This window comes from Pseudomonas sp. NPDC090201 (assembly GCF_044746825.1).
In the GTDB taxonomy this organism is placed as follows: domain Bacteria; phylum Pseudomonadota; class Gammaproteobacteria; order Pseudomonadales; family Pseudomonadaceae; genus Aquipseudomonas; species Aquipseudomonas putida_AD.
Window position 1 is genome coordinate 183,661 of record NZ_JBIVCX010000003.1, and the last position, 25,317, is coordinate 208,977.

Here is a 25,317-nt window from a genome sequence, read left to right on the forward strand (position 1 = left end):
GTCTCTCCCTTTGGTGTCGTTTCTATTTTTGCGTGCGGTTTTCCCCCCCCCCCCCGCGGGGCGGGCGCGGGGGGGGGGGGGGGGGGGGGGGGGGGGGGGGGGGGGGGGCCGCGCGGGGGCCCCCCCCCCCCCCCCCCCCCCCCCCCCCCGCTCCTACGGGAATCGGTGCGCAGATGACCTTGAGAACGCCCCCAACCCCGTAGCAGCACGGCTTGCCGGCGGGGGCGTCCTCAAGATCGTCCCGCGGGCAAGCCTGGCTGCTACGGTGGAATTAACTCATCAATGCGGAGCGCGGGGGATGGTCTTGAGCAAATCCGCCGGGCTGATGTGGCCCACCACTGGCGCACTGCCCGGTTGCGGCGAGTGCAGGATGTGGCCTTTCATCTTGCCGATGATGTGCATCTCGCACGGCTTGCAATCGAACTTGAGGGTCAAGACTTCATCGCCATGCACCAGTTGCATCGGCGCAACCTTGGTGCGCACGCCGGTGACGCCCTTGGCCTGTTTCGGGCAAAGGTTGAACGAGAAGCGCAGGCAGTGCTTGGTGATCATCACCGGCACTTCGCCCGGTTCCTCGTGGGCCTCGTAGGCGGCGTCGATCAACTGCACGCCATGGCGGTGATAGAAATCCCGCGCTTTCTGGTTGTACACGTTGGCCAGGAACGACAGGTGCGACTCAGGGTACACCGGCGGCGGGCTGGTTTCAGCCTTGCGTGAGCCACGCGGATGGGCCGCGACGCGGGCGGCCGTCAGCGCCTCGATCACCTCGCGGCGCAGGGCCTTGAGTTGCGAGTTCGGAATGAAGAACGCCTGCGGGGCGTCCAGCTTCACGTCAGTGGCGTGGTACTGGGTGGTGCCCAGTTGACCCAGCAGGTCGCGCAATTGCTCAAGGGCCTGTTCAGGCTTGTTGGCCGGACCGAAAGGGCCATCCAGGGCAACGCTGGCACTGATGCCTTCTTCACTGGTTGCCACCAGCTCAAGGCGCTCTTCGCGCAGGGTGGCCTGCCAGGTCAGACCGATACGGCGTTCGGCGGAGGTCTTGAGCAGCGCCTGTTGCCAGTTGTGGTCCAGGTTGCGGCTCAGTGGATGGTTCGGGCGCACCTTGTACAGGTCGGCCGGCATCTCGTTGGGCTCGACGCGATAGCGATAGCGTTTCTCGCCATCTTCCTCGAACTCGCCCTTGGCTTCGGCGATATTGGCGCGGAAACCCACGACTTCGCGCTTGATTTGCACATTGAGGCCGTCACCGTTGGACAGCGGTTCATGGGTCACCACTTGCAGGTCGCGCTTGCCGACTTTCTCCACCACACCCACCGGCAGGCCGGTGAAGGTCGGGGTGTCGAAAGCGCCGATGTCGATCTTGCGGTCGGTGACGAAGTAATCGGTGCTGCCACGGTGGAAAGTCTTTTCCGGGTCCGGCACGAAGAAATGCGCAGTACGGCCGCTGGAAGCGCGGGCCAGGTCCGGGCGGTCTTCGAGCACGTCGTCCAGGCGCTGGCGATAGTAGGCCGTGATGTTTTTCACGTAGCCCATGTCCTTGTAACGCCCCTCGATCTTGAACGAGCGCACGCCGGCTTCCACCAGGGCGCGGATGTTGGCGCTCTGGTTGTTGTCTTTCATCGACAGCAGGTGTTTCTCGAAGGCTACGACGCGGCCCTGATCATCTTTCAACGTGTAGGGCAGGCGGCAGGCCTGGGAGCAGTCGCCACGGTTGGCGCTGCGGCCGGTCTGGGCGTGGGAAATGTTGCACTGACCGGAAAAGGCTACGCACAGCGCACCGTGGATGAAGAACTCGATGGCAGCATCGGTCTCGTCGGCGATGGCGCGGATTTCCTGCAGGTTCAGCTCACGGGCCAGCACCAGCTGGGAGAAGCCTGCCTGATCGAGGAACTTGGCCCGTTCCAGGGTGCGGATATCGGTCTGGGTGCTGGCATGCAGCTCGATCGGCGGGATGTCCAGTTCCATGACGCCCAGGTCCTGGACGATCAGCGCGTCGACGCCTGCGTCGTACAACTGGTGGATCAGCTTGCGCGCCGGCTCCAGTTCGTTGTCGTGCAGGATGGTGTTGATCGTGGTGAATACCCGCGCATGGTAACGACGGGCGAACTCCACCAGGTCGGCGATCTCGCTGACTTCGTTGGCAGCGTTATGGCGTGCGCCGAAGCTTGGGCCGCCGATGTAGATGGCGTCGGCGCCATGCAGGATGGCCTCGCGTGCGATGCTTACATCGCGCGCAGGGCTGAGCAATTCCAGGTGATGCTTGGGTAGGGACATGTTTTTTTAGTCAGGATCGTCACGGTCAAGCCGCGCATTGTACCGGCGAAATGCCTGGGCGGCATCCTTGTGCTGCCGGGTGGTGAGAAACGGCCGATGGATCGCTCCTCACGGGCTGCGTGACAACAGCCACGGAAAGCCCCACCTCCCGTAGCAGTCCGGCTTGCCGGCGGGAAAGATCTTGAGGACGCCATCGCGGGCAAGCGCGCTCCTACGGGATCGGGTGCATCCTCAAGATCGCCTCGCCGGCAAGCCGGACTGCTACGGGTGTGGGCTACCTCAACAGCGACGAGCTGGATCAGCCCTTGGCCGCCATCGCCGTCACTTCCACGCGCATGCCTTCAACGGCCAGCGCCGCGACGCCTACCGCTGCACGTACCGGCCATGGCTTGGCGAAGAAGCGTTTGTAGACCTCATTGAAAGCCGCGCGGTCGGCCATGTCGGTCAGGTAGATGGTCAGGTGCATGACCCGGTCCATCGAGCTGCCCGCTTTCTCCAGCGCCACTTTCAGCGCTTGCAGGGTGCATTCGCTCTGCAGGGTGATGTCGCCCAGTTCAAGGCTGCCATCGGCGCGGGTCGGAACCTGGGTCGAGACCAGGATGCCGCCGAAACCGGCCACATCGGAAGAAATGGAATCCGCATCGGGATCGGGAGTGAAGACGACGTTTTCGCTGGACATAGGCATCTCTTGCTTGAAGTGAGTCGATAAACCGCCGGCCATGATAAGGCACTGCGCCGCGCTTTCAACCTTGCCCGCTGCTCCCGAAGGCCGTTCGCCCGACATTTCAGTGGCTGGCCCGCAAAGCCAGTGAAATTAGCCAGCCTGTCATTCTGCCCGGTCGGGTGCGCGCTATGATCGACCCGTTCTGCCAGGATCATCGTCGGCATGGAGGTGTGTCATGGGCTTCACGATTTTTTACACGTTCGAAGGTAACGAGCGGGCGCTGGAATGTCACGACGACAACCTGTGCTCTCACGATGCGGTGTATTACGCCTTGATCCACTCAGGCGCCGAGGTGGGCGCCAGCGGACGCGAGTGGCAGGGCAGTTACCATTCGATGGTCGAGGCTGCGGAGCGTTCCGGGGTCAGTCAGATTCGCTGGCACCGTTCGGCGGGGCAGTAGGCTCTCAGGCTCGCTGGACGGCGATCAAATCGCCGCCCGGCTCGACACCCGGCATGAGCCCTCAAGTCGCCCCATTGCAGAGCGACCCGGTGCGTAGCGCTTAACGGTAGCGTTCAAGCCAGTGCGCGTAAGGGGCGGGCAGGGTCCAGGAGGCTTTGTCCACGCCCAGTTCCTTGGCCGCGAAGTACGGCCAGTGCGGGTCCGCCAGGTGCGCGCGGCCGATGGACACCAGGTCCAGATGACCGGCCTTGATTGATTCTTCCGCCAGTTGCGGCGTGCCGAAACCCCAGGCCGAGGTGACCGGCAATCCGGTTTCGCGACGCACGCGCTCGGCAATCGGCCCCATGAACGCCGGACCCCACGGAATGTTGGTCTCTGGAATGGTAAAGCCGACGCTGACGCTCAGCAGGTCCAGGCCGCCATCCTTGAAGCGGCGCGCCAGCTCGATGGACTCGGTGAGGGTCTGCTCGTCGCGACCGTCATATTCCAGCACGCCGAAACGCGCGGTCAGGGGCAGGTGCTCCGGCCACACTTCACGTACGGCGGCCAGGGTTTCCAGCAGGAAACGGCTGCGGTTGTCGAAGCTGCCGCCGTAGGCGTCGGTGCGCTGGTTGGAGTGTTCGGAGAAGAAGCTCTGGCCCAGGTAGCCATGGGCGAAATGCAGTTCGATCCATTCGAAACCGGCGTCACGGGCGCGGCGGGCGGCGTCGGCAAAGTCCTGACGAACCCGGGCGATGTCTTCCAGGGTCATGGCTTGCGGCACTTTGGGCAGGCCTGCACCAAAGGCGATAGCCGACGGGGCGATGGTCTGCCAGCCGCGTGGATCGGACTCGACGATATGGTCGTCGCCTTCCCAGGGGCGGTTGGCGCTGGCTTTACGGCCGGCGTGGGCGATCTGGATGCCCGGCACCGCGCCTGCGGCCTTGATCGCCTTGACCACCGGCACGAATGCCTGGGCCTGTTCATCATTCCAGATGCCGGCGCAGCCCGGAGTGATCCGGCCTTCCGGTGCCACGGCGGTGGCTTCCACCACCACTAGACCCGCGCCGCCACGGGCCATGCCGGCCAGGTGGACGTGGTGCCAGTCGTTGATCAGACCGTCTTCGGCCTTGTACTGGCACATCGGCGGAATGGCGATGCGATTGCGCAGGGTGACGTCTTTGAGCTTGAAGGGTTCGAACAGTGCCGACATGGTCGCCTCGAAAGGTGTGATTTACGATTGTTCGATAGTATTCGAACAATGGCTTTTTTAAAACCCCCTCGCTATCATGCCGACCCATGCGAGCCTACAAACACCCCGATCCCGAGAGCTTCGAACTCGAGCGCATTCTCTACGCGCTGAGCGATCCTGTTCGCCTGGAAATCGTTCGCCACCTGGCCGGCGTGGCCGAAGCCACTTGTGGCGAACTGGACGGCGGACGCCCCAAGTCCAGCGTTTCCCACCATTTCCGCGTGCTGCGCGATTCGGGGCTGGTGCATACCCGCAACGTCGGCACCACGCACATGAACTCGCTGCGGGGAGAGGAACTCGACGCCCGCTTTCCGGGGCTGTTGGCCGCGATTCTCGGGCAGTCCTGAATTCAGCCGGGAACCGTCTCGCTGCCAACGGCCATCGGCGCCGCATCCTTACCGGTCAGAATCACCCGGAAGATCTCCACCAGCGCCCGCAGGTTCACCCGATGCCAGGCCGCCCACAGCGGCATGCTGAACGTCAGCCACGGCAATTCCCTGAACACCACACCCGGGTGCGCCGCCTGATCAAGACTCTTCTGGGTCATGGTGATTCCCAACCCGGCCGCCACCAACCCTAGCGCGGTGTAAGGCTCGGCGGCTTCCAGCCGAATCTGCGGGGTGAAGCCTGCACGAATGCAGGCGGCCACGAATTCGCCGTGCTGGTCCTTGCCCTGGCTGGATTTCACCCCGATCCAGTCCTCATCCTTCAAGTCCGCCGGGGTCAGGCGCTCCCTGGTCGCTAGCGGATGATTGGCCGGCAATGCCAGCAGCATCGGGTCCTCCAGCAACTGGCGGCAGAGCAGGTCCGGGTCGTCTTCCCGTGGCGGCTCGCTGACCAGCGCCACGTCCAGGCTGCGCTGGCGCAAGCCCTCAAGCTGATCGCCCGAACTCATCAGGTACAGCGCCACGTGCACGGCCGGGCGGTCAGCGCGCACGGTGCTCAACGCCTTGGGCAGGATGTTGGCGTGCATGGCGTGCTCGATGTAACCGATGCACAGGCCGCCTTCCTCGCCACGGCCCAGGCGCTTACCCAGGGATTCGAGGCGGTTGGCGTGGGTCAACAGGCTACGAGCTTCGGTGAGAAAGGTGCGGCCATCGCTGGTCAGGCGGATACGCTGCTGGCTGCGCTCGAACAGGTTCAGGCCCAGGCGTTCTTCCAGTTGGGCGATCTGCCGGCTCAAGGGCGACTGGGAAATGTGCAGGCGTTCAGCGGCGCGGCCAACATGTTCCTCTTCGGCGGCGACGACGAAATAGCGCAGTTGGCGGAGATCGATCATGTGATGCTCGCTAGGTCTTAAGTCTGACTCATTATGTCTTGGACGGTCTTGATGCGGCAATCTAGGATCTGCTCAACGGTCGCAACAGCGACCCCTCAACTGGAGATCAGAGCCATGAGCTTGAAAGACAAACTGCCAGGCGTCCTCGGATTCGGCACCGCACCGCTGGGCAACATGTTCCGCAACATCCCTGAAGCCGAAGCAGAAGCCACCGTCGACGCGGCCTGGAATGCCGGCGTTCGTTACTTCGACACCGCGCCGTTCTACGGCGCAGGCCTCTCGGAAATCCGCCTGGGCGAGGCCCTGCACAAATACAAGCGCGATGAATACGTGCTCAGCACCAAGGTCGGCCGGGTGATCCTCGACGAACTGGACAACAGCGCCCGCGACCTGGGCGAGAAAAGCGGCGTATTCGAACACGGCCTGCGCAACAAGATCGTCAACGACTACAGCGCCGATGCCACCTTGCGCTCCATCGAAGACAGCCTCAAGCGCTTGAAGACCGACCGCCTGGACATCGTCTGGATTCACGACATCGCCCAGGACTTCTACGGTGACCAGTGGCTGCAGTACTTCGAACAGGCGCGCACCGGGGCCTTCGGCGTACTGGACCGCCTGCGTGACGAGGGCGTCATCAAGGCCTGGGGTCTTGGGGTGAACAAGGTCGAGCCCATCGAACTCACCCTTGGGCTGGACGAACCCAAACCCGATGGTTTCCTGCTGGCCGGGCGTTACTCGCTGCTGGACCACGAACGCGCGTTGCAGCGCGTAATGGCCGAGGCGAAGGCCCGCAACACCGACATCGTCGTCGGCGGCCCGTACAGCTCGGGGATTCTGGCCGGTGGCGAGCATTTCGAGTACCAGAAGGCCAGCCCGCAGATCATCCAGAAGGTCGAGCACATCAAGCGCATCGCCCAGGCTCATGGGGTTGATATCAAGGCGGCGGCGCTGCAGTTCTCGCTGGCCAACCCCGCCGTGGCGGCAGTTATTCCGGGCGCCAGCCGCCCAGGGCGGATTGCCGAGGATGTGGCCGCGCTCAATGCGGTGATTCCTGGCGCTTTCTGGACCGCACTGCGCGAAGCCGGGCTAATCTCGATCAACGCGCCGGTGCCGGCATAACCTTTGTTGCGATTTACCGGCCGCTGCTCGACGAACCGGCGGCCGGAACCCATCGATTCATTTCACTGGAGAACTCCAATGTCCCAAGCCTCAGCCTACATCGACATCCCGGCTTCACCCGACACCGTGTGGCAACTGATCGGTGGCTTCAATTCACTGCCTGACTGGCTGCCATTCATTCCAAAGAGCGAACTGAGCGAAGGCGGGCGGGTGCGTACGCTGGAGACTGCCGATGGCGAAGTCATCATCGAACGCCTGGAAGGTTTCGATAATTCGGCGCGCTGGTACAGCTACACCATCACCCAGGCGCCATTCGCGGTCACCGGGTACAAGGCAACGCTAGGCGTCGCGCCGCAAGCCGATCCAAAGGTTTCGCGGGTGACCTGGTCGGCGAACTTTACACCGGCCGGTATCAGCGAAGCCGAGGCGATTGCCTTGTTCGAAGGCATCTTCACTGGCGGCCTGGCAGCAATGCGCGCCAATTTCCCTGAGTAAACGGCCCAGACTTGAGAGCGGCTCGCGCTGCTCTCAAGGTTCGCAACGCCTTCAAGCTACCCACTGAACAGTTTCATCCGGCATCGATTGACAGCACGGCAATTCTGAATATGATGACCATCATCCAAAACGGCAAAGCGCCATTTTTCGAGGGTCATCGCATGAACATCAATGGATCAGTGGTTTTCGTTACCGGTGCAAGTCGTGGTCTGGGCCTGGCCTTTGCCAAGCTGGCAGTCGCCCAGGGAGCAGCGAAGGTATACGCCGGCATGCGCAACCCGGAAGGCTTCGATGTGCCAGGTATCATCCCGGTCAAGCTGGACGTGACCGATGACGCGACCATCAAGGCCGCAGCGGCGCAGTGTTCAGACACCACCTTGCTGGTCAACAACGCCGGCATCGCCAAGGTGATGGAGAGCGCGCTGGCCGAGAACATGATCGAGCTGTCCAAGGAGCTGATCGACACCAACGTGTACGGCCTGGTGCGGGTCAGCGCGGCGTTTGCGCCGATCCTCAAGCGCAACGGGGGTGGCGCGATCGTCAACGTGCTGTCCAACATCACCTGGTTCAACGCGCCGGCGCTGGCGGCCTATGGTGTGTCCAAGGCCGCTGCCTGGGGTTTCACCAACGCACTGAGGGTGCAACTGCGCACCGATCAGACCCAGGTGCTTGCGCTGCACGTCGGCTTCATCGACACCGACCTGGTCAAGGATTTCGACGTGCAGAAGACCAGCCCGCAGGACGTGGCAGCCCGCACTTATGCGGCGCTGGAAGCAGGCGAAGAGGAAGTGTCGGCCGACGAAGGCACCCGCCAGATCAAGGCCAGCCTGTCGTCGAGCGATGCGTTCTACTTCAACCCGGTCGGGTTCTGATACCCCGAGCAATTTTAGGGCGAGGTGTTGTGGGAGCGGGCTTGCCCGCGAAAGCGGTGGGTCAGCCGCTGTCAATGCGTCAGGTCCAGAGCATTCGCGGGCAAGCCCGCTCCCACGAATTGTGCGTTTGATCCATATGCGGCAGCGCATATGAGAACGCCCCCGCCGGCAAGCCGGACTGCTACGGATTTGGGGTTGTTCTCAAGGGCGCGGTTACGCCAATCCCATAGGAGCGCGCTTGCCCGCGACAGCGGTCTGTCATTCACCAATGAGGTGACTGGCCTGACGCTGTCGCGGGCAAGCGCGCTCCTACAGTCCACCGCCAGGATTACAGGGAAATCCTGGAATCAGACCAACCGGTCTATTCCTTGATGAACCTGTCAGTGGCAAACGAGGAATAGTCAGGCAGCACTTTCTCGATCTTGCCCTGATCCTTCAAGAACTCAGCCGTTTTCGCAATGTCCGCGACCGTGCCACCGCCCAGCAGCGCAGGGGATTGCTGTTCGGCTGCGGTCGGGAAGTGCGAGCCGTCGAGCAGTTCCGGCACATCCGCAGCGTTGGAGCCGGTGAAGCGGGCGATGGTCTTGACCGGTTCCGAATCCACCGTCCACTGCGATTTGTGCGCCGTGTAATCGGCAATCGCAGCCAGGCTGACCTTGGCGAAACTGGCGACGACCTCAGGATGTTTCTCGGCGAAGTCCTTGCGTGCCACCCACACTTCGAACGTTGGCGATCCCCATTGGGAGACCTGGCCTGCGTCGGTGAGAATCTTGCCGGTCTTGCGAATTTCCCCAAGCGCAGGGGACCAGGTAAACGCGCCGTCGATGTCGCCGCGTTTCCAGGCAGCGGTGATCTGCAACGGCGTCAGATTGAGAATGGTGACCTGCTTCTGATCGATGTTCCAGTGCTTGAGTGCGCCCAACAGGCTGTAGTGGGAGGTGGACACGAACGGCACGGCGATCTTCTTGCCGATCAGGTCTTCGGGCTTGTTGATCCCGCTGCCGTTGCGCACCACCAGCGCCTCTGAACTCTGGATTTGCGAGGTGACGATGAACGCCACCAGCGGCAGATTTTTCGAGGTGGCGGCCGCCAGCGGGCTGGAACCCAGGTTGCCGATCTGCACATCCCCCGAGGCCATCGCGGCAACTACCGCAGGACCTGCATCGAATTGACGCCAGTTGATTTTCGAGCCAATCGCCTTTTCGTATTCGCCATCGGCGATGGCGCGTTTGACCGGGTCGATTCCGGTGATGTAGCCGATGGTCAGGTCAGCGGCGTGGGCCGCCACCGACAGCGTGAACACACCCAGCGCCAATGTAGCCTTTGCCGTCCAGTGCTTGATCGTCATTCTCTAGATGCCTTGGGTTCAGCGCGAATTCGAGGATGATTCGCGACCTGAAACCAAGCATAAGGTTCTATTAAATTAGATTTAAATACCGTTTGGGAATTAGCTTAGGCTGTGAAATCAGCCCGCAGGTTGCCGGTGCGGGCGGCTGGCGTGGCCCGACACCGGCGTGCGGAGGAGGGACGTCAGTCGCCGCCTTTCATGCGCCGGGCGATCAGGTAGATACCCAGGCCCGCCAGGGCGGTGGCTGCCCCGATGTACCCGGTGCTGGTCCAGCCCAGCCCCGCGCTGATGGCGATGCCGCCGAACAGCGGGCCCAGCGCGTTAGCCAGGTTGAACGCCGCATGGTTGGACGCCGCCGCAAGGCTTGGCGCTTCATGGGCGATGTCCATCAGCCGGATCTGCAGCGGCGCGGCCAATGCGACCATGGTGCCGACCAGACCGATGCCCAGCAGCACGCCCGGAAGCGAACTTGCCGCCAACGGGAAGAACAGCAGCACGGCCATCGACCACACCAGCAATACGCCGACCGCGCGGAACTGCATGCGGTCGAACAGCTTGCCGCCCACGATGTTGCCGATGATGCCGCCCACGCCAAACGCCGCCAGCCCGAACGGAATCCACTGCGGGGTGACCCGGGTGACTTCCAGCATGGTCGGCGCCAGGTAACTGAACACGCAGAACATCCCGGAGAAGCCGACCGAACTGATACCCAGCGCCATCCACACCTGGGGCTTGGTGAACGCACGCAGCTCCTTGCGGGGATCGCTGCGCGGCTCGTCGTGACGGTCAGGCACCAGGTGCCAGATCAAGGCGATGGTGGTCACTGCGATCACGCCCACCAGGCCGAACGCCGAGCGCCAGCCCATGAACTGCCCCAGGAAGGTGGCGATGGGGTTACCCAGCAGCATCGCCAGTGTCAGCCCCATCATCACCCGCGCCACTGCCCCGGCGCGCTGATTGGACGGCACCATGCTGGAGGCGACCACGGCTGCGATGCCGAAATAGGCGCCGTGGGGCAGGCCGCTGATGAAACGGAACGCCACCAGTGAGGCGAAGGAGGGGGTGAACGCGGTGGCAATGTTGCCCAGCGCGTAGAGCACCATGAGCAGCATCAGCATGTTCTTGCGCAGCAACTTGGCGCCAAGAATGGCCAGCAGCGGCGCACCGACCATCACGCCCAGCGCGTAGGCACTGATGGCATGGCCGACCTGGGGTTCGGTCAGGTGCAGGTTATTGGCGATGTCGGGCATCAGGCCCATGATGGCGAATTCGCCGGTACCGATGGCAAAGCTTCCCACTGCCATCGCCGCTTCCATTTTCGCTGCGGCGCGCCCCGGCAGCACATGCCCGGGCGTTTGTTGGATGGACATGCGTCGCTCCGTTCAAGGGTTTCATAGAGAACCCACCATGCTAACCAACGGATGGCGCAAGCGTCTAGGACAACGGTCAGGCAATGCCAAACGTACGGGTTGGAGGACACGATCGCCCTCATCCCCGTAGGAGCGCGCTTGCCCGCGACAGCGGTGTGTCATCCAACAACGAGGTGTCTGGCCTGACGCTATCGCGGGCAAGCGCGCTCCTACGGCCTTCGGCCAGAACCCGGGCTCGCGTTGATCACACAGCGACTTTCAGGACCTGAGCCGGCGTTGCCGCCCGGGCGCCAACCCCAGGTATCGCCGCCAACAACTCGCGGGTGTACTCACTGGTCGGCCGCTCAAAAACGTGCCTCAGCGCTCCCTGCTCGACGACCCGGCCCTGACGCAAGACCAACACCTGATCGGCCATCCGCGCCACCACCGCCAGGTCGTGGGAAACCAGCACATAGGCAATATTCGACTCGCGCTGCAACTCATCCAGCAGGTCCAGAATCTGCGCCTGCACCGACACATCCAGCGCACTCACAGGCTCATCGAGCAGCAGCACATCCGGATTCAACGCCAATGCCCGGGCAATCGCCACACGCTGACGCTGCCCGCCGGACAACTCATGGGGCAAGCGATCAAGAAAGTGCACCGGCAACTGCACCCGGCCCATCAGTTCGACTGCGGCCTGTTCAAGCGCCGCGCCCTTCAACAGCCCAAACGACACCAGCGGCTCGACAATGCAATCGAACACCGTAAACCGGGGATCCAGGGCAGAAAACGGATTCTGCTGCACCAGCTGTATCCGCCGGCGCAGAGGCCGAAAGGCTTTCCAACTCATCCCCGTCACATCCTTACCTTCGAACAACACCCGGCCTCGGGTCGGCTGTTCCAGCCCGAGGGCGATACGCAGCGTCGTGCTCTTCCCAGATCCGGACTCGCCGACAATCGCCAAGGTCTGTCCCGCAGACAAGTCAAAGCTCAGCCCCTCAAGGGCCGCAAACTGGCGGTCCCGGCCTTTTAGACCAGGCAGTTCAAATGTTTTGCCCACGCCTTGCAGACACAGAATCGGCCGTGCGGACTTCGGGGCAAAGCGGCGCACCGTGGTCGTCGAAAACGCAGGGGCTGCCGCCAGCAGCGCCCGGGTGTACGGATGTTGCGGCGCATCGAGGATCTGCCGTGGCGTGCCTTGCTCCACCAACTCGCCCTGTTTCATCACCAGCAAGCGGTCGGCGCGGTCCGTGGCGACACCCAGATCGTGAGTGATAATCAGGAGGGAAATCCCGCGTTCGGCCACCAGGCGTTGCAGATGGTCGAGGATCTTGCGCTGCACCGTCACATCCAGCGCGCTGGTGGGCTCGTCCGCGATGATGAGCTGAGGGTTGCCGGCCATGGCAATGGCAATCAATACCCGTTGACGCATACCGCCTGACAGTTCATGGGGATACTGCCGGGCGCGCAGTACCGGGTTGTCCAGCCCCACCAGCCCCAACAATTCCACGACATCGGCATCGGCACTGCGATAACCCCGTCCGTTGGCCAGCTTCAGCGCCTCGCCGATCTGCTGGCCGACGCGCAGAGTCGGGTTGAGGCTGACCATCGGGTCCTGCGGCACCAGCCCGATGGTGCGCCCGCGAATCAGGCGTTTCTGGCGTTCACTGGCGTGGCGCATCTCAACATCGCCGACCCGCAGTTCGCCCTGATCGATAGAGGCAGCCACCGGCAACAACCCGAGCAGGGCGTTGGCGAGGGTCGATTTGCCCGACCCTGATTCCCCGACGATGGCCACGGTTTCACCGCGCTGCAAGGTAAAGGACAGGCCTTTTACCGCCTGAGTGACCAGGCCCTTGGAGCGATAGCTGACGGACAGATCGCGCACATCCAGCAAATGGGACTGGCTCATCGCTGATGCTCCTCGAATGTGCGGGCGATATGGTTGAGGCTGAACACCACGGCGACGACAAATGCGCCGGGCAGCAATGAAACCCAGGGCGCGGTCACCAGAAAGTGCCGACCATTGGCGATAAGCGTTCCCCATTCGGCCGCCGGGGGCGCGGCGCCAAAGCCCAGGAAACTCAAGCCTGCGGTGGCGAGAATGGCGGCGCCGAAGTCCAGTGTTGCCAGCACCGCCACCGGGCTCCAGGCGTTGGGCAACACATGGCGCAGCAGCGTGCGCCGCCAACTGGCGCCACCCAGCCGCGCCGCTTCCACGTAGGGCAGGGTCTTGATGCGCAATACTTCGGCGCGGGTGGTGCGAGCAAAGCCTGGAACGATTCCGACGCCCACTGCGATGGCAACCGGGACCGTGCCGAAGCCAATCGCGGTGACAATGGCCAGCGCCAGCAGCAGGCCGGGCAGGGCGAGTTTCACATCGATGATGCGCATGATCACGGCGTCGAGACGCCCGCCAGCGAAACCTGCCAGCACACCCAGCCCAAGCCCGCCGCTCAAGGCAATGCCGACGGCGAGCAGCGCGGCTTGCACCGACAGGCTGGAACCGTAGATCACGCGCGTATACAGGTCGCGCCCCAGTTCATCGGTGCCGAACCAGTGCAGCGTGCTCGGCCCGAGCAGTTTTTCCCGAGGAGAGGTCGCATACGGATCAAACCCGCTGAGCCAGTGGGGTACGAGGGCTGCCGTCAATGCGAACAACACCACGAATAACGCCAGGCTGAAACCCGGCTTGCGCAACAGCGGCGTCCAGGCATCCAGCACGCGGCGGATGCGAGAGCGCCGCCGCCAGGTCGCCGGCGCAGCGCCAGAGAAGAAAGGGGGATTCGTCGCCATTATTCAGGCCACCTTGGGTGAATGAGTGATACGCGGGTCGAGCCAGGGGTACAGCAGATCGACGATCAGGTTGATGACCACAAACGCCGTAGCCGACACTGCGACAATCGCCAGCACCACCGGGATGTCCTGACGCAGTACGGCTTCCTGGGCCAGGCGGCCCACGCCGTTGCGCGAAAAGATGGTCTCGACCAGCACCGCGCCCGAGACGGTGTTGCCGACTTGCAGGCCCACCAGCGTCAGAATCGGCAGTGCGGCGTTGCGCAATCCGTGACGGGCCTGCACCTGGGCACGGCTGAGGCCCTTGGCAAAGGCGGTCTGGATGTAAGGCTCCTGCCAGACGTTTTGAAAACCCCGTTGCAGCACTTGCGCGTAAACGGCAGCACTGGGAATCGCCAGGGTGATCGCCGGCAACACCAGGCTTTCGAAGCCTTTGCTGCCGGTGGCTGGAAACCAGCCAAGGCCAAAGGCGAACACCTGAATCAGCAGCAGCCCCATCCAGAACACCGGGATCGAAGACCCGAAAGACGGCACCCGGGTCAGCGCCACCTTCAATGGCCGCCATTGCACGTAAGCCGTCAAGTAGGCCAGCCCCACGCCGCCCACCAGCGACAGGAGGATGGCCAACCCGGCCAGCGACAGGGTTTGCGGCAGCCGTTCGGCGAGCAGATCAACCACCGGGCGATTCAACGACAGCGACTGCCCCAGATCGCCGTGCAGCGCCCGGCCGAGCAGATCGAGATACTGCGCGATCAGGCCCTTGTCCAGACCGTAGTAGGCCCGCGCCTTGGCCAGGTCCGCAGGCGACAAGGCATCGGCTTCCATGCCCGATGCGCTGAGCATGATCGACAGGGTGTCGCCGGGCAGCAGGTACAGGATGAAATAGGTCACGGTGTAGGCGCCCCACAACACCAGCAGCGCCTGCCCCACACGGCGAATCAGGTAACCGGTCATGGTTTGCCGACCTCGATGTCGCTGAGGAAGGCAAAGCCCTCGGCGGTCCAGCGGAAATCCTTGACCCGTGGCGATGTCGCCGCCTGCCAGACCCGCTCATAGATCGGGAACGCCGAGCCCTCGTCGGTCAAAAGGTCCTGCAATTTACCGTAGGCCTGCTCGCGTTGGGCGCCCTGTGTCGCGGTAATGCCGGCATCGAACAGCGCCTGGGCGGTGTCCAGGGTGTGGGGCTCGTAGGTGTTGGTGGCCAGGGTCGCGCTGTTGGCCGAGCGCGGATCGAGGATGGTCTGCAGGATGATCGGATCGGCGCGGGTCATGTAGGTGGAGGTCAGGTCGTAGTTGCCTTGGGAATTGCCGGCCACCCATTCGGCGCGGGTCAGCACGTTGATCTTGAGCTCGATGCCTACCTTGCGCAGTTGATCCTGAATCAACACGTCGCCAGCGGTTTCGGCGGGCGTCAGGTTGTAGCGGATGCTCAGGCGCTTGCCGTCCTTGTAGCGATAGCCGTCGGCCTGCTTTTGCCAGCCTGCCTGGTCCAGCAGGGTTTCGGCGCCCTGGGGGTCATAGGCCAGCTTGTCGGTTTGCGCCTTGAAGTACGGCGTAGTGACGTCGTAGATCCCGCTCACCACCGGGAAATCGGCGTTGTAGATGGTGTGCGCGTAGGACACCCGGTCAATGGACTTCTGCAACGCCAGGCGCACCTGCCGATCAGCCAGCACCCGCGCATTGCGCGTGTTGGGGTACAGGTTCAACGCAGGGCCTGGCAAGGAGCGGCTTTGCAGCGTGGCGCCCTTGGACTGGAACAGTTTGGAGTCCACTTCGGAAAACGGATTGCGCGGCCAGAGGATGTCGGTCTTGCCTTGCAGGAACAGGCCGTTGCGCACGCTTTCTTCGGGCACATAGCTGATGTCCACCACATCGACGTGGGCAACGCCCTGGTTTTTCACGTTGGACGAGGCCCAGGCGTAATCGGCGCGCTTGACCAGCCGGGCGCCCACTTCAGGAGTGTAGTGATCGAGGGTAAAGGGGCCGGTGCCGATGATCTTGCCCAGCGAACGCTCCTTGGCGGTCAGCTTGTACGAGGCCGGCGCCAGTATCGCCAGGTTGGTGGTGGAGGTCGCCTGCAGGAAGCCTGCGTTGGGGCGCGAGAGCACCAGGCGCACGGTGAAATCGTCGATGACCTCGGCATGGTCATAGCCGGCCAGATAGGTGGCCCCGAAAGTGGCCGGCAGCTCCTTGGCAAATGCCTTGTTGCTGTCGAATGCGGTCTTCACTGCCTGTGCATCGAAGCGTTCGCCATTGCTGAAAGTGACGTCCTTGCGCAGGTGGAAGGTGTAGCCCAGGGCGTCGTCACTGACCTCCCAACTGCTTGCCAGCCAAGGGATGATCTTGCCGCTGGCCGGGTCCTGGTCGGTCAGGGATTCGGCGACGTTGCGCAGCAGGACGCGATGCTCCAGCCAGTACACCTGGAACGGATCGACACTCACCAGCGTGGTGTTGTCGCCAAAGAAGGTGATGTTCAGGGTCTTGCCGGTGGTCTGTTCATTGGAAGCCGAGCACGCGGCCAGGCCCAGCGCCAGGGCGCACGAAGCCAGCAGCGCCCGGGTAATTCGCGGTGCATTCATGGTGGCTTACTCCTGATAGTCCAGACCTTCACGATTGAGCTGGCGGATCAGCGCATCCCAGTGGCGTTGAATGCCTTCGCCCTTGCCATCGGAATAGCGTTTTGACTGCTCATGGACCTTGGCGATGGCCGCCGGCGAGGCATGCTGCAGGGCGTCGTTGCCGCCGGCCTGTGCCGCGATCTGGATGTTGCAGGCGCGCTCCAGGCCGTGCAGTTCGCGAAAGGCGTGCTCCACGCTGATGCCACCGGTCAGCAGACCATGGTTGCGCAGGATCAGGATGTTGCTGTCGCCCAGATTCGCCACCAGCCGCGATTGCTCGTCCAGATCCAGCGCCACGCCTTCATAGCTGTGATAAACCACCCGGCTGTAGAAGCCCAGCGCATGCTGGGAGATGGGCAGAAGGCCCTCACGCTGGGCCGACACCGCCGCCCCATCGCGGGTGTGGGTGTGCAGCACGGCGTGAAGGTCGGGGCGTGCGCGGTGAATCGCGCTATGGATGACGTAGCCGGCCTGGTTGATGCCCAGCCCCAGCGGGTCGTCGATGATGGTGCCGTCGACGTCCACTTTCACCAGGTTGGAAGCGGTGATCTCATCGAACAGCAAGCCGAAGGCGTTGATCAGGAAGTGCTCGTCAGGCCCCGGCACCCGCGCCGAAAAGTGGGTGTAGATGTGGTCGGTCCAGCGAAACAGCGCGGCCAGCCGGTAAGCGGCGGCGAGCTTGACGCGCACCTCCCACTCCTCGGGGCTGACGCGTTGGCGGACGGTGTTCTGGCTGGCGTTCAAAACAGAAACGGAACTCATGGGTGTTCTCCTGAAAAAGTCAGTAACCGCGCTGCACGTCGACCAGGTTGCTCAACGGCAGTTGGGCGCGGTAGCGGGTGAAGTTGTCGATGAATCGGTCCAGAAGCCCCTGGGGGCCTTCTTCGGAAATGGCCGAGGTGTGTGGCGAAATGAATACCCGGGGGTGGCTGTACAGCGGGTGACCGGCGGGCAGGGGTTCAGGATCGGTGACGTCCAGGCTGGCGCGGCCCAGGGTTCCGGCGTCCAGTGCGTCCAGCAGCGCTTCGTGATCCAGCAGGCCGCCACGGGCGATGTTGACCAGGTGCAGGCCGGGTTTGGCATGGGCCAGCTCGGCGTGGCCGATCATCCCGCGAGTGCCTGCGGTCAACGGCGCGGCGAGTACCACGTGATCGGAGTGGGCGAACAACTGCTCGAGCGACTGCGCCTGCTCGACACCCGCCACCGGCTCGATGGCCTGCCCGGGCCTGCCGACCGCCAGCACCCGCATGCCCAGCGCCGCGGCCTTGCGCGCCAGGCTCTGGCCGATATGGCCGAAGCCGACGACGCCCAGCGTCCTTCCGCTCAGAGGCGCCAACGGCGTGAGTTGCCAGTGGGCATCCTTGACCCACAACCCCGGCAGTTGCTTGGCGGCGGCGAATACCAGCGCCAGGGCGAACTCGGCCACCTGATCGGCATTCGAGCCCTTGCCGCTGGTCACCGGCACACCTTGAAACAGCCAGTGGGGAAAGAAGTCGATCCCGGATGACGACAACTGCACCCAGCGCAGGGACCAGGGCCAGCCCACTGGCGCGGTGAGGATCTCTTTCACTTTGATCGGCCGGATGAGCAGCACGTCCGCCTGGGCGGGCACCTCAAGGGAGCCCGGCGCAAGATCGATCACTTCATGGTCCGGCAAGCGGCTGCGCAGGTAGGCATTGGCAGCGGCGTCCAGTTGGCTGGCGATAATCGAAGTGCTCATGCAGGCTCCTGAAGCAAAGCGTTGCGGCCGACCTGGGTAAAGACCACGTCGTCCTGCGGGGTATGAATGCGGCTGCACAGCACGTCGCGGTAATGGCGTTCCAGAGGGTTGTGCCGGGACAGGCCGGGATTGCCCGCAGCGGCGATCGCCAGTTCCACGGCGCGGATGGCGTTGGCACAGACCGCCTGTTTGATCTGCGGGGCTGTCGCGGGGTCTGTATGGCCCAGGACTGCGGCATCCAGCACGCTCTTGTTGGTGAACAGCAGGGTGTCGATTTCGCCAGTCACCCCCTGAAAACGCGGCAGGCTGGCCAAGGGTGTACCCAGATTCGAGGGTGTGCGGGTCTGCAGGAAAGACACCCACCAGTCCCGCGCCGCCCGGGCCACGCCGTCATACAGCGCCGACAGCAGCACGGCCATCCACAGCAGGCCTTCGTCGTCCAGCGCGGGGGCAGGTTCGCTGGCGGGGCTGACGCTGACTGCGTGATCCAGCGGGATCAGCGCGTCCTCGAAATCCACCCGATGACTGCAAGTGGCTCGCATGCCCAGATGGTCCCAATCCTCGACAATGCGCACGCCCGGCGTGTTTTTGTGCACCAGATAGCCGCCGACCAAGGGGTCTGCGTCATCGCTGCGCGCCCAGACCAGATACCAGGTCAGGCCGACGCTACCAGTGGAGTAGATCTTGCTGCCCGACAGACGCCAGCCCTCAGGCGTTCGCCGCGCGACGGTGGCCGGAAGCCCGCCGCGGGAAGGCGAGCCCAGTTCCGGCTCGACGCGGAAAGTGTTGAACAGCGCGCCGTGTTCGACAGCGTCTCGGGCGACCTGAATGCGCAGATGCTCAGGCCAGCGTGAGTCTTTATGCAGGCGGCCATGCTGCAAGTACCGCATGACCAGAATCAGCGCAGTGGAGGGGCAACCCTTGCCGACAGCGGCGATCACTCGGCGCGCGGTCTCGAGATCCGCACCACCGCCGCCCAGATGTGTGGGCACGGTCAGGGCCAGCAGGCCGTGGCGGTGCAGCAGTTTGAAATTGTCGGTGGGGAACGCACCGCTGCGGTCCGAGCGCTCGGCGCTGGCAGCCAGTGCCTGGGTCAACTCGGCCAGGGTGCCATCGGAGGGTGGGTGGCTCATGGGGCGTCATCCTTGGAAATCGGTTTGAACAGGTCCGGTCGGTGAGGCGACGTCGAACGTGGTCAGAACTTATTCGTATGGATGGGCGGTGTAAAAGGCCTGTTGGCTATAAGCTAATATTTATAAATTGCATTTAGCTAGTGGTTATTATGCTGTTCGTGGATATTTTGATGTGTGTGGCACCCTCAAGCCGCTGACGCCGGCAAGCCGGACTGCTACGTAATTCGGCGGTGTTCTGGTGATTGCGCCCGGACACTTGACTCCGTAGCAGTCCGGCTTGCCGGCGAGGCGGCCTCAAGATCGCTCCCGCCGGCAAGCCGTGCTGCTACGTAATTCGGCGGTGTTCTGAAGATCGCTTTCAACCACGTAACCCGTAGCAGCACGGCTTGCCGGCGGGGGCGTCCTTGAATCCGCCACACAACTACTGGCCGGCCACATCACCACCATGGGCCGCCGCCAGTTTCTGCGCATGGGCCAGGTGCTCCTTGAGCTTGGGCAGGGTCTGGGCGGCGAACGCTTTCAACTGCGGATCCTTGCCATCAGCGGCTTCCTTCTCGAACAGCGCAACCGCCGCTTCGTGGGCCTTGACCTGATTGTTGGCGTACGCCTGATCGAACGACTTGGCGCTGCGCAGCTCCAGAATCATGGTCTTGATCTTGTCCATGACCTCCGGATAACTGGACACCTCAAGCTTCTGCGCCTGGGCAATGGTTTTCAGTTTCTCGTTGGCAGCGGTGTGATCGGTGACCATCATCTGCGCAAAGGCTTTCACGTCCGCGCTGACCGCTTTTTCCTGAGCGAGCTTCCCGGCTTCGATTTCGGCGACGCCCTTGGCGGACGCATCGTCCACGAAGCCATCGGGATCCTGGGCGGCAAATGCGCCCTGGCAACCGAATGCGAGGGCGAGTGTCAGCGCGCTGATCTGTAAGTACCTGGCCATGTCGAATCTTCCTTCTTGTTTGAGGGGCGCTGTCCTTCAGGACATCGTAATGAGTCGACTGGCCTGCAAGGCCGAACGTTCAGCCTTTCAGCTGTCCGGCGTCGGCGCCCGTGGCACCGACCCACGAACTCCAGACAAAACACGCAAGAAAAAGACCGATCGCGCAGCCAATTTCCGCCTGCATCGTTTTGTCACAATCAGGTCCCGACAGACGCAGATAGTAGCCAGCCCAACCTGTATTCAAGGAGGCTACACAGTGTTTCCCCGCATCTTGCCGACGCTCTCTGTCCTGACCCTTTCCATCAGCGCTGCCCACGCCGCCGACACTCTGGATACGCCACGCCTGGCCGGCATGGACAATTTCCGTGATGTCGCAGGCACCACCACGGCCTACAGCACCGCACTGGACGGGACCATGCGCGCCGGTGTGTTCTACCGCTCCAACGCATTGACGCCGACAGCCTCCGACCTTGCCATTCTCAACGGCCTGGGCATCAGCGCGGTGTACGATTTGCGCACCGCCAGCGAAATCGCCGCGACGCCCGACACGCTGCCAGCCGGCGCCACTTACACCAACATCGACATCATCGGCAGCGGCGTGTCGGGGGCGAATGCCACCAATATCTCAGTCAGCAGCGCGGCCGAGGCCGTGGCCATGATGCAGCAGGCCAACCGCAGCTTTGTCAGCGACTCCGGCATGCGCAGCCAGTTCTCGGTGCTGTTCAACGACCTGGCGGGTGTCGACGGCGCGGCGTTGTTCCACTGCACCGCCGGCAAGGACCGCACCGGCTGGACCGCCGCCGTGCTGTTGAGCATCGCCGGAGTGGACAGCGGCACCATCATGAGCGACTACCTGGCGACCAACCAGTACACCGCTGCGCGAATCGCCGCGACACTGGCCGCGATGCCTGCGAGCATGGCGGCGATCTACGGACCGTTGCTGACTGTCGATGCCAGCTATTTGCAAGCCGGGCTCGATGAGGTGACCGCCGAATACGGCTCCATGGACAACTACCTCAAGCAGGGCCTCGGGCTGTCTCAGGAAACCATCTACGTGCTGCGGGCCAAGATGGTCTATTACAACAGCCTCCCCGGGCAGGCCGAATTCCTGGGCAACGACGCCGCCGGCGCGCGGTTGTTGCAGCAACTGCAGAACAGCAGCCTCTCGGGTAACTACACCGCCTACAACTTCTACCTGCAATCGGCGCTGGACGCCGGGAACCTGGGTGGCGTGCAGTCCACCGTCGGGGGCCAGGTGCATGCCGATGCCGCCAGCTATCTCTTGCGCCAACCCGGCGTGGTGGGGCAGGCGACCGCTGCGTACACCAGCGGCGTGGGCCTGAAAGAAGGGCAGAGCCGGGTATGGACCACTGGCCTCGCAGGCTATCTGGGCACCGACGGTTCTAGCCGTGCTGCCAGCAGCAACGAGCACACTCAAGGCACGCTGTTCGGCATCAGCCAGCGCTTCTCCGAGCAGCTGAGTGGCTATGCCGCTTTTGGCTACAGCCGGGGTAATGTCGGCAGTGCCGCAGGCGAAGTGGACACCGACCTGACCCTGGGCACCCTCGGCGCACGTTTCGCACCGGACGGGCTGGAGCATGGCCTGTTCCTGGCGGCGGACCTCAGCGCCGGGTACGTGGACTATCACAGCAAGCGTGAGATCGGCGGCGGCCTGGGTGATGCCAAGGGCGACACCCACGGCAACCTGGCCAGCGCAGGTTTGGCCTTGGGTTACCGTGTGCCGATGAACAGCATCACCCTGGAACCAAGCCTGGGCGTGCGCGCCACGCGCCTGGACCTTTCAGGATTTCAGGAGAAGGGCAGCGAACTGGCGTTGCAGGTCGATGGCACCCAGCAGACCCGCCGCAGCGCATTCGGCAACGTCAAGGCGACCTTGGCACCCATCGGCCAGAGTGGCGGCTGGCAACTGGTGCCTGGGGTCGAGCTGGGCTACGAACACGTACTGGGTGACCACAAGACCGAGAGCGATGCAGGGTTGCTGGGGTTGAGCGTCCAGCAGCAGGCGGCCTACGCCAGCCGCGACCAGTTCAATGGCGCGGTGAACATGATGGCGACCCTGGGCGCGTTCAGCATCGGTGCCGAGGCCGGGGCGATCGGGGGCGGCGACAGCCACGGTTTCAGCGGCAGCCTCAAGGCCAGCTATCAATTCTAAGGCGCCGCTTGAAGCGTCAACGACGGTGCAGCCCCAGCTTCACATCCTGGGGCTTTACCCCATAGGCGCTCTGAAAATACTGGCTGAAGCGCCCGGCATTGGAAAAGCCGAGACTCAGGGCCACCTCACGCACCGAGGAACACGGCTCGCCTTGCAGCAACCGCCAGGCGTGCTCAAGGCGCACCTGACGCTGGTATTCCACGATCGAAGTGCCAGCAAAACGGCGAAAACCCTCTTGCAGGGCGCGAAGGCTGACATGGCTCAGGGCCGCGAGCTGCGTGCCGCTGACCATGGACTGCGGGTGTTGCCGAAGATAATCCATGGCCAGTTTCACGTGCCGGGGTGCAAGGCCCGGGGCAGGGCGGTGCAGCGCCTCGCTGTAGGAGTGTGGCCATACCTGAAGCACCGCATCGATGAGCATTTCCTGAAGGCGCTCAGGCATCAGGCCGCGAGCGTTGATCAGCGAGTCGGCTTCGACGCTGGTGGCAAATTTCACCAGCGCCTTGAGCCCGTCGAAGGCGGCGTCGTGCAGATCGACACTGCACTGAAATCTGAGCGGTTTGACCGCAGGCTTGCCCAGCAGCAAGGCCAGACGCTCGACAAACAGCCCCCGACGCACGGAAAAGCCGTACTGGCTGTGCCCCTCGACCATTCTCACCGAGCGCATCTCGCATTTCTCCACCGCCAGGCCCACTGAAGTGTTGCCAATGGCCTGGTCCGCAAGGTCGACGATCACCTGGCCCGCCGTGGGCAGGATGAAGCTGATCTCGTCGTCCATGTCCGGTGTTTCGAAGGCGAAGTCACCGCCGTAACTCATCTGCCTGAAGCTCGTACCCTCATAGCGGCCGTACACGCCGGATATGCGGATCGGCATCTGTGGGGTGGGGAAATGGGAATACAGGTTGCCGAACGCACGTGTGAACAACGCGCCGAAATCATCGGAGTTCATGTCATCGGAGCGGATCACGATTTGCTGGCGCAGTGCGGCAAAGGTCATTGTCTGTCTGTACCAAAGTGGAGGACAGCCCTAGGGCGATGGCACGCTAGCAATCCTCTGTGACGCAATTGTTACATGTGTACAAAGTGGAGCTGCTGCGAAAGCGCTCAAGCCTGCTTCATGAAAAAATCGTAGCGCTGCGATAGTTTCTGCAATATGCTTTCCGCCACATTTCGCAGCGCTGCGAATCTGCAGAAATCGAGGGCATGACGGGCGCTGTTCCTATAAAGACAAGAAGGAGACACGCCATGTCCGCAGGAAAACTGCACACCACGTTCGCCAGCCAGTTGGGCGGCCTCAATGCGCCGATTGGCACCTGGTTGATGTCCGCCTCGGCCAGCACCGCCGAAGCGCTGGGTTATGCCGGGTTCGACTGGTTGCTGGTGGACATGGAGCATGTGCCGATCGAATACCGTGACCTGTGGCAGCTGCTCCAGGCCGTGCAATGCACCGGCGCCCAGCCGATCGTGCGCCTGGCCGCCAATGACCCGGTACTGCTCAAGCGTGCGCTGGACCTGGGCTCGTTCAATGTAATGGTGCCGTTCGTGGAGAATGCCGAGCAGGCCCGGGCTGCCGTCAACGCCGTGAAATACCCGCCATTCGGCACTCGCGGTTTTGCCGCCGTGCACCGCGCCAGCCGCTACGGCACCTGGGCCAATTACGGCAACGAAGCCAACGACGCCGTGACCTGCATCCTGCAGATCGAAACCCCGAATGCACTGAACAATCTGGAAGAGATCGCCGCTGTTCCAGGCGTTGACGCGCTGTTCCTCGGCCCTGGCGATCTCTCGGCGGCGTGCGGCCACATCGGCAATCCGGGCCACCCGGAGATTCAGGCGATGATCAGCGACGCCATCGTGCGGGCGAAGAAAATCGGCATGCCGATGGGCATCGTCGGCGGCACCCCGCAACTGGTGCAGAGCTATCTGGAACAAGGCTATGCGTTCGCCGCGGTGGCCTCGGACATGGCGATGATGATGAACAAGGCCAACGAATTCCTGAAGGCGCTCAAGGCCAATCAGGCCCCGACAGCCGTCGCGACGCCTTACTGACCCGGCAGGCCGACGACCAATGATGAGTGTCAGCGCGCATCTGGGCTTTCTGTTCTGCGTCGCGGTGGCGACCTTCGCCCAGAACACCACCGGCTTTGCCTTCGGCTTGTTGCTGCTGGGGCTGACCGGCCTGTTGCAACTGGCCCCGGTTGAAACCGTGGCCAACGTCAGCTCGGTGCTGACCCTGGTCAATGCCTTCGTGATGTTGCGCCGTCGCCCGGACCTGGCGCCGAAACTGCTGGCGCTGATTCTGGGGTGCAGCCTGTTGGGCGTGGCTGCCGGGGTGGAATTGCTGGGGTTGCTCGGCACCCATGAGCGCGATCTGCTGCAACTGCTGCTGGGCTCGACCATCGTGCTGTGCAGTTTCCTGCTGGTGGTGCGCTCGCGCCATCTGCAGCGTCTGTCGGGCTGGACCAGCTTTTCCTGTTTCGCCGGGTTGTCCGGCGTGATGGGCGGGCTGTTTTCCAGTGCCGGGCCGCCCTTGGTCTATCAACTCTACCGCCAGCCGCTGCCGACCAACGTGGTGCGCGACACCCTGATCGTGGTGTTTGCCGTCAACGCGCTCATGCGCCTGATCCTGCTGACCAGCACCGGGCGTTTCGACCTGCAATCGGGCTACCTGGCGCTGGAAGCGGTGCCGGTGGTGTTCGCGCTGACCTGGTATATGCGCCGTCGTCCGCCGGCCATCGCCCCGAAAACCTTGAAGTACGGTGTGTTCGCTTTGCTGTTGCTGGCCGGCGCGAGCCTGGTGGGGCAAGCGTTGCTGGCCCTTTAGCCATTGCGCCCGAACCGTT

23 protein-coding genes are annotated in these 25,317 nt (G+C 63.3%); 8 read left to right on the forward strand and 15 right to left on the reverse strand.

Going from position 1 to position 25,317, the window contains the following annotated elements:
* Positions 1-279 precede the first annotated feature (279 nt).
* Positions 280-2,274 (reverse strand): U32 family peptidase, encoded by a 1,995-nt coding sequence (locus ACIPOO_RS10905; RefSeq protein WP_274131074.1) that lies wholly within the window; start codon positions 2,272-2,274, stop codon positions 280-282.
* 298 nt (positions 2,275-2,572) lie between these two features.
* Positions 2,573-2,953 carry a RidA family protein gene (locus ACIPOO_RS10910; RefSeq protein ID WP_274131073.1) on the reverse strand — a complete coding sequence of 127 codons (381 nt, stop codon included), beginning with the start codon at positions 2,951-2,953 and terminating at the stop codon, positions 2,573-2,575.
* A gap of 220 nt (positions 2,954-3,173) precedes the next feature.
* Here ACIPOO_RS10910 and ACIPOO_RS10915 point away from each other — a divergent pair, with 220 nt between their 5' ends.
* Complete coding sequence (locus tag ACIPOO_RS10915; protein WP_400606637.1) at positions 3,174-3,398, forward strand: hypothetical protein; 225 nt, start codon at positions 3,174-3,176, stop codon at positions 3,396-3,398.
* Between the two features lie 100 nt (positions 3,399-3,498).
* Here ACIPOO_RS10915 and ACIPOO_RS10920 read toward each other — a convergent pair whose 3' ends face one another.
* A complete protein-coding gene (locus ACIPOO_RS10920; protein ID WP_400606639.1) occupies positions 3,499-4,590 on the reverse strand; it encodes an NADH:flavin oxidoreductase/NADH oxidase in 1,092 nt (363 codons plus the stop codon).
* Between the two features lie 86 nt (positions 4,591-4,676).
* On the opposite strand from ACIPOO_RS10920, the gene ACIPOO_RS10925 reads away from it, so the two are divergent.
* On the forward strand, positions 4,677-4,976 hold the full coding sequence (locus ACIPOO_RS10925) for a helix-turn-helix transcriptional regulator (RefSeq protein WP_274131070.1): 300 nt from the start codon (positions 4,677-4,679) through the stop codon (positions 4,974-4,976).
* Positions 4,977-4,978: 2 nt separating this feature from the next.
* Here the strand turns inward: ACIPOO_RS10925 and ACIPOO_RS10930 are convergent, their stop codons facing one another.
* On the reverse strand, positions 4,979-5,908 hold the full coding sequence (locus ACIPOO_RS10930; protein WP_400606641.1) for a LysR substrate-binding domain-containing protein: 930 nt from the start codon (positions 5,906-5,908) through the stop codon (positions 4,979-4,981).
* A 114-nt stretch (positions 5,909-6,022) separates the two neighbouring features.
* On the opposite strand from ACIPOO_RS10930, the gene ACIPOO_RS10935 reads away from it, so the two are divergent.
* From ACIPOO_RS10935 to ACIPOO_RS10945, 3 genes are all read left to right on the forward strand, one after another.
* Positions 6,023-7,027: an aldo/keto reductase gene (locus ACIPOO_RS10935; protein ID WP_400606643.1), complete on the forward strand. Its 1,005-nt coding sequence runs from the start codon at positions 6,023-6,025 to the stop codon at positions 7,025-7,027.
* A gap of 78 nt (positions 7,028-7,105) precedes the next feature.
* Positions 7,106-7,522, forward strand: a complete 417-nt coding sequence (locus tag ACIPOO_RS10940; RefSeq protein WP_400606646.1) for an SRPBCC family protein — start codon at positions 7,106-7,108, stop codon at positions 7,520-7,522.
* Between the two features lie 161 nt (positions 7,523-7,683).
* Positions 7,684-8,394 carry an SDR family oxidoreductase gene (locus tag ACIPOO_RS10945; RefSeq protein ID WP_400606648.1) on the forward strand — a complete coding sequence of 237 codons (711 nt, stop codon included), beginning with the start codon at positions 7,684-7,686 and terminating at the stop codon, positions 8,392-8,394.
* 361 nt (positions 8,395-8,755) lie between these two features.
* Here ACIPOO_RS10945 and tauA read toward each other — a convergent pair whose 3' ends face one another.
* From tauA to ACIPOO_RS10995, 10 genes are all read right to left on the reverse strand, one after another.
* A complete protein-coding gene (gene tauA / locus ACIPOO_RS10950) occupies positions 8,756-9,742 on the reverse strand; it encodes a taurine ABC transporter substrate-binding protein (RefSeq protein ID WP_400606650.1) in 987 nt (328 codons plus the stop codon).
* 182 nt (positions 9,743-9,924) lie between these two features.
* Positions 9,925-11,112, reverse strand: a complete 1,188-nt coding sequence (locus ACIPOO_RS10955) for an MFS transporter (protein WP_400606652.1) — start codon at positions 11,110-11,112, stop codon at positions 9,925-9,927.
* Between the two features lie 244 nt (positions 11,113-11,356).
* Positions 11,357-13,006 (reverse strand): dipeptide ABC transporter ATP-binding protein, encoded by a 1,650-nt coding sequence (locus tag ACIPOO_RS10960; RefSeq protein WP_400606655.1) that lies wholly within the window; start codon positions 13,004-13,006, stop codon positions 11,357-11,359.
* A complete protein-coding gene (locus ACIPOO_RS10965; protein WP_400606657.1) occupies positions 13,003-13,890 on the reverse strand; it encodes an ABC transporter permease in 888 nt (295 codons plus the stop codon). Before ACIPOO_RS10965 ends, ACIPOO_RS10960 begins: the two co-directional genes overlap by 4 nt.
* A gap of 3 nt (positions 13,891-13,893) precedes the next feature.
* Positions 13,894-14,844: an ABC transporter permease gene (locus ACIPOO_RS10970; protein WP_400606659.1), complete on the reverse strand. Its 951-nt coding sequence runs from the start codon at positions 14,842-14,844 to the stop codon at positions 13,894-13,896.
* Positions 14,841-16,469, reverse strand: coding sequence for an ABC transporter substrate-binding protein (locus ACIPOO_RS10975; RefSeq protein WP_400606661.1), 1,629 nt, complete (start codon positions 16,467-16,469; stop codon positions 14,841-14,843). The genes ACIPOO_RS10970 and ACIPOO_RS10975 overlap by 4 nt, the downstream gene beginning before the upstream one ends.
* A gap of 6 nt (positions 16,470-16,475) precedes the next feature.
* Positions 16,476-17,270 (reverse strand): class II aldolase/adducin family protein, encoded by a 795-nt coding sequence (locus tag ACIPOO_RS10980; protein ID WP_274131056.1) that lies wholly within the window; start codon positions 17,268-17,270, stop codon positions 16,476-16,478.
* 19 nt (positions 17,271-17,289) lie between these two features.
* Positions 17,290-18,228, reverse strand: a complete 939-nt coding sequence (locus ACIPOO_RS10985) for a D-isomer specific 2-hydroxyacid dehydrogenase family protein (RefSeq protein ID WP_400606664.1) — start codon at positions 18,226-18,228, stop codon at positions 17,290-17,292.
* A complete protein-coding gene (locus tag ACIPOO_RS10990; protein ID WP_400606667.1) occupies positions 18,225-19,361 on the reverse strand; it encodes an acyl-CoA dehydrogenase family protein in 1,137 nt (378 codons plus the stop codon). The genes ACIPOO_RS10985 and ACIPOO_RS10990 overlap by 4 nt, the downstream gene beginning before the upstream one ends.
* Before the next feature lie 421 nt (positions 19,362-19,782).
* Positions 19,783-20,301, reverse strand: a complete 519-nt coding sequence (locus ACIPOO_RS10995; protein WP_400606669.1) for a DUF4142 domain-containing protein — start codon at positions 20,299-20,301, stop codon at positions 19,783-19,785.
* A 256-nt stretch (positions 20,302-20,557) separates the two neighbouring features.
* Here ACIPOO_RS10995 and ACIPOO_RS11000 point away from each other — a divergent pair, with 256 nt between their 5' ends.
* Positions 20,558-22,474, forward strand: coding sequence for a tyrosine-protein phosphatase (locus ACIPOO_RS11000; protein ID WP_400606671.1), 1,917 nt, complete (start codon positions 20,558-20,560; stop codon positions 22,472-22,474).
* Between the two features lie 16 nt (positions 22,475-22,490).
* Here the strand turns inward: ACIPOO_RS11000 and ACIPOO_RS11005 are convergent, their stop codons facing one another.
* Positions 22,491-23,471 carry a helix-turn-helix domain-containing protein gene (locus tag ACIPOO_RS11005; protein WP_400606674.1) on the reverse strand — a complete coding sequence of 327 codons (981 nt, stop codon included), beginning with the start codon at positions 23,469-23,471 and terminating at the stop codon, positions 22,491-22,493.
* Between the two features lie 248 nt (positions 23,472-23,719).
* Between ACIPOO_RS11005 and ACIPOO_RS11010 the strand changes: the two genes are divergently transcribed.
* Both ACIPOO_RS11010 and ACIPOO_RS11015 read left to right on the forward strand, forming a co-directional pair.
* The gene (locus ACIPOO_RS11010) at positions 23,720-24,523 is read left to right on the forward strand and encodes a 2-dehydro-3,6-dideoxy-6-sulfogluconate aldolase (protein ID WP_400606676.1); all 804 of its coding nucleotides are present in this window, start codon (positions 23,720-23,722) and stop codon (positions 24,521-24,523) included.
* Between the two features lie 22 nt (positions 24,524-24,545).
* Positions 24,546-25,298 (forward strand): sulfite exporter TauE/SafE family protein, encoded by a 753-nt coding sequence (locus ACIPOO_RS11015; protein ID WP_400606678.1) that lies wholly within the window; start codon positions 24,546-24,548, stop codon positions 25,296-25,298.
* Positions 25,299-25,317: the final 19 nt, after the last annotated feature.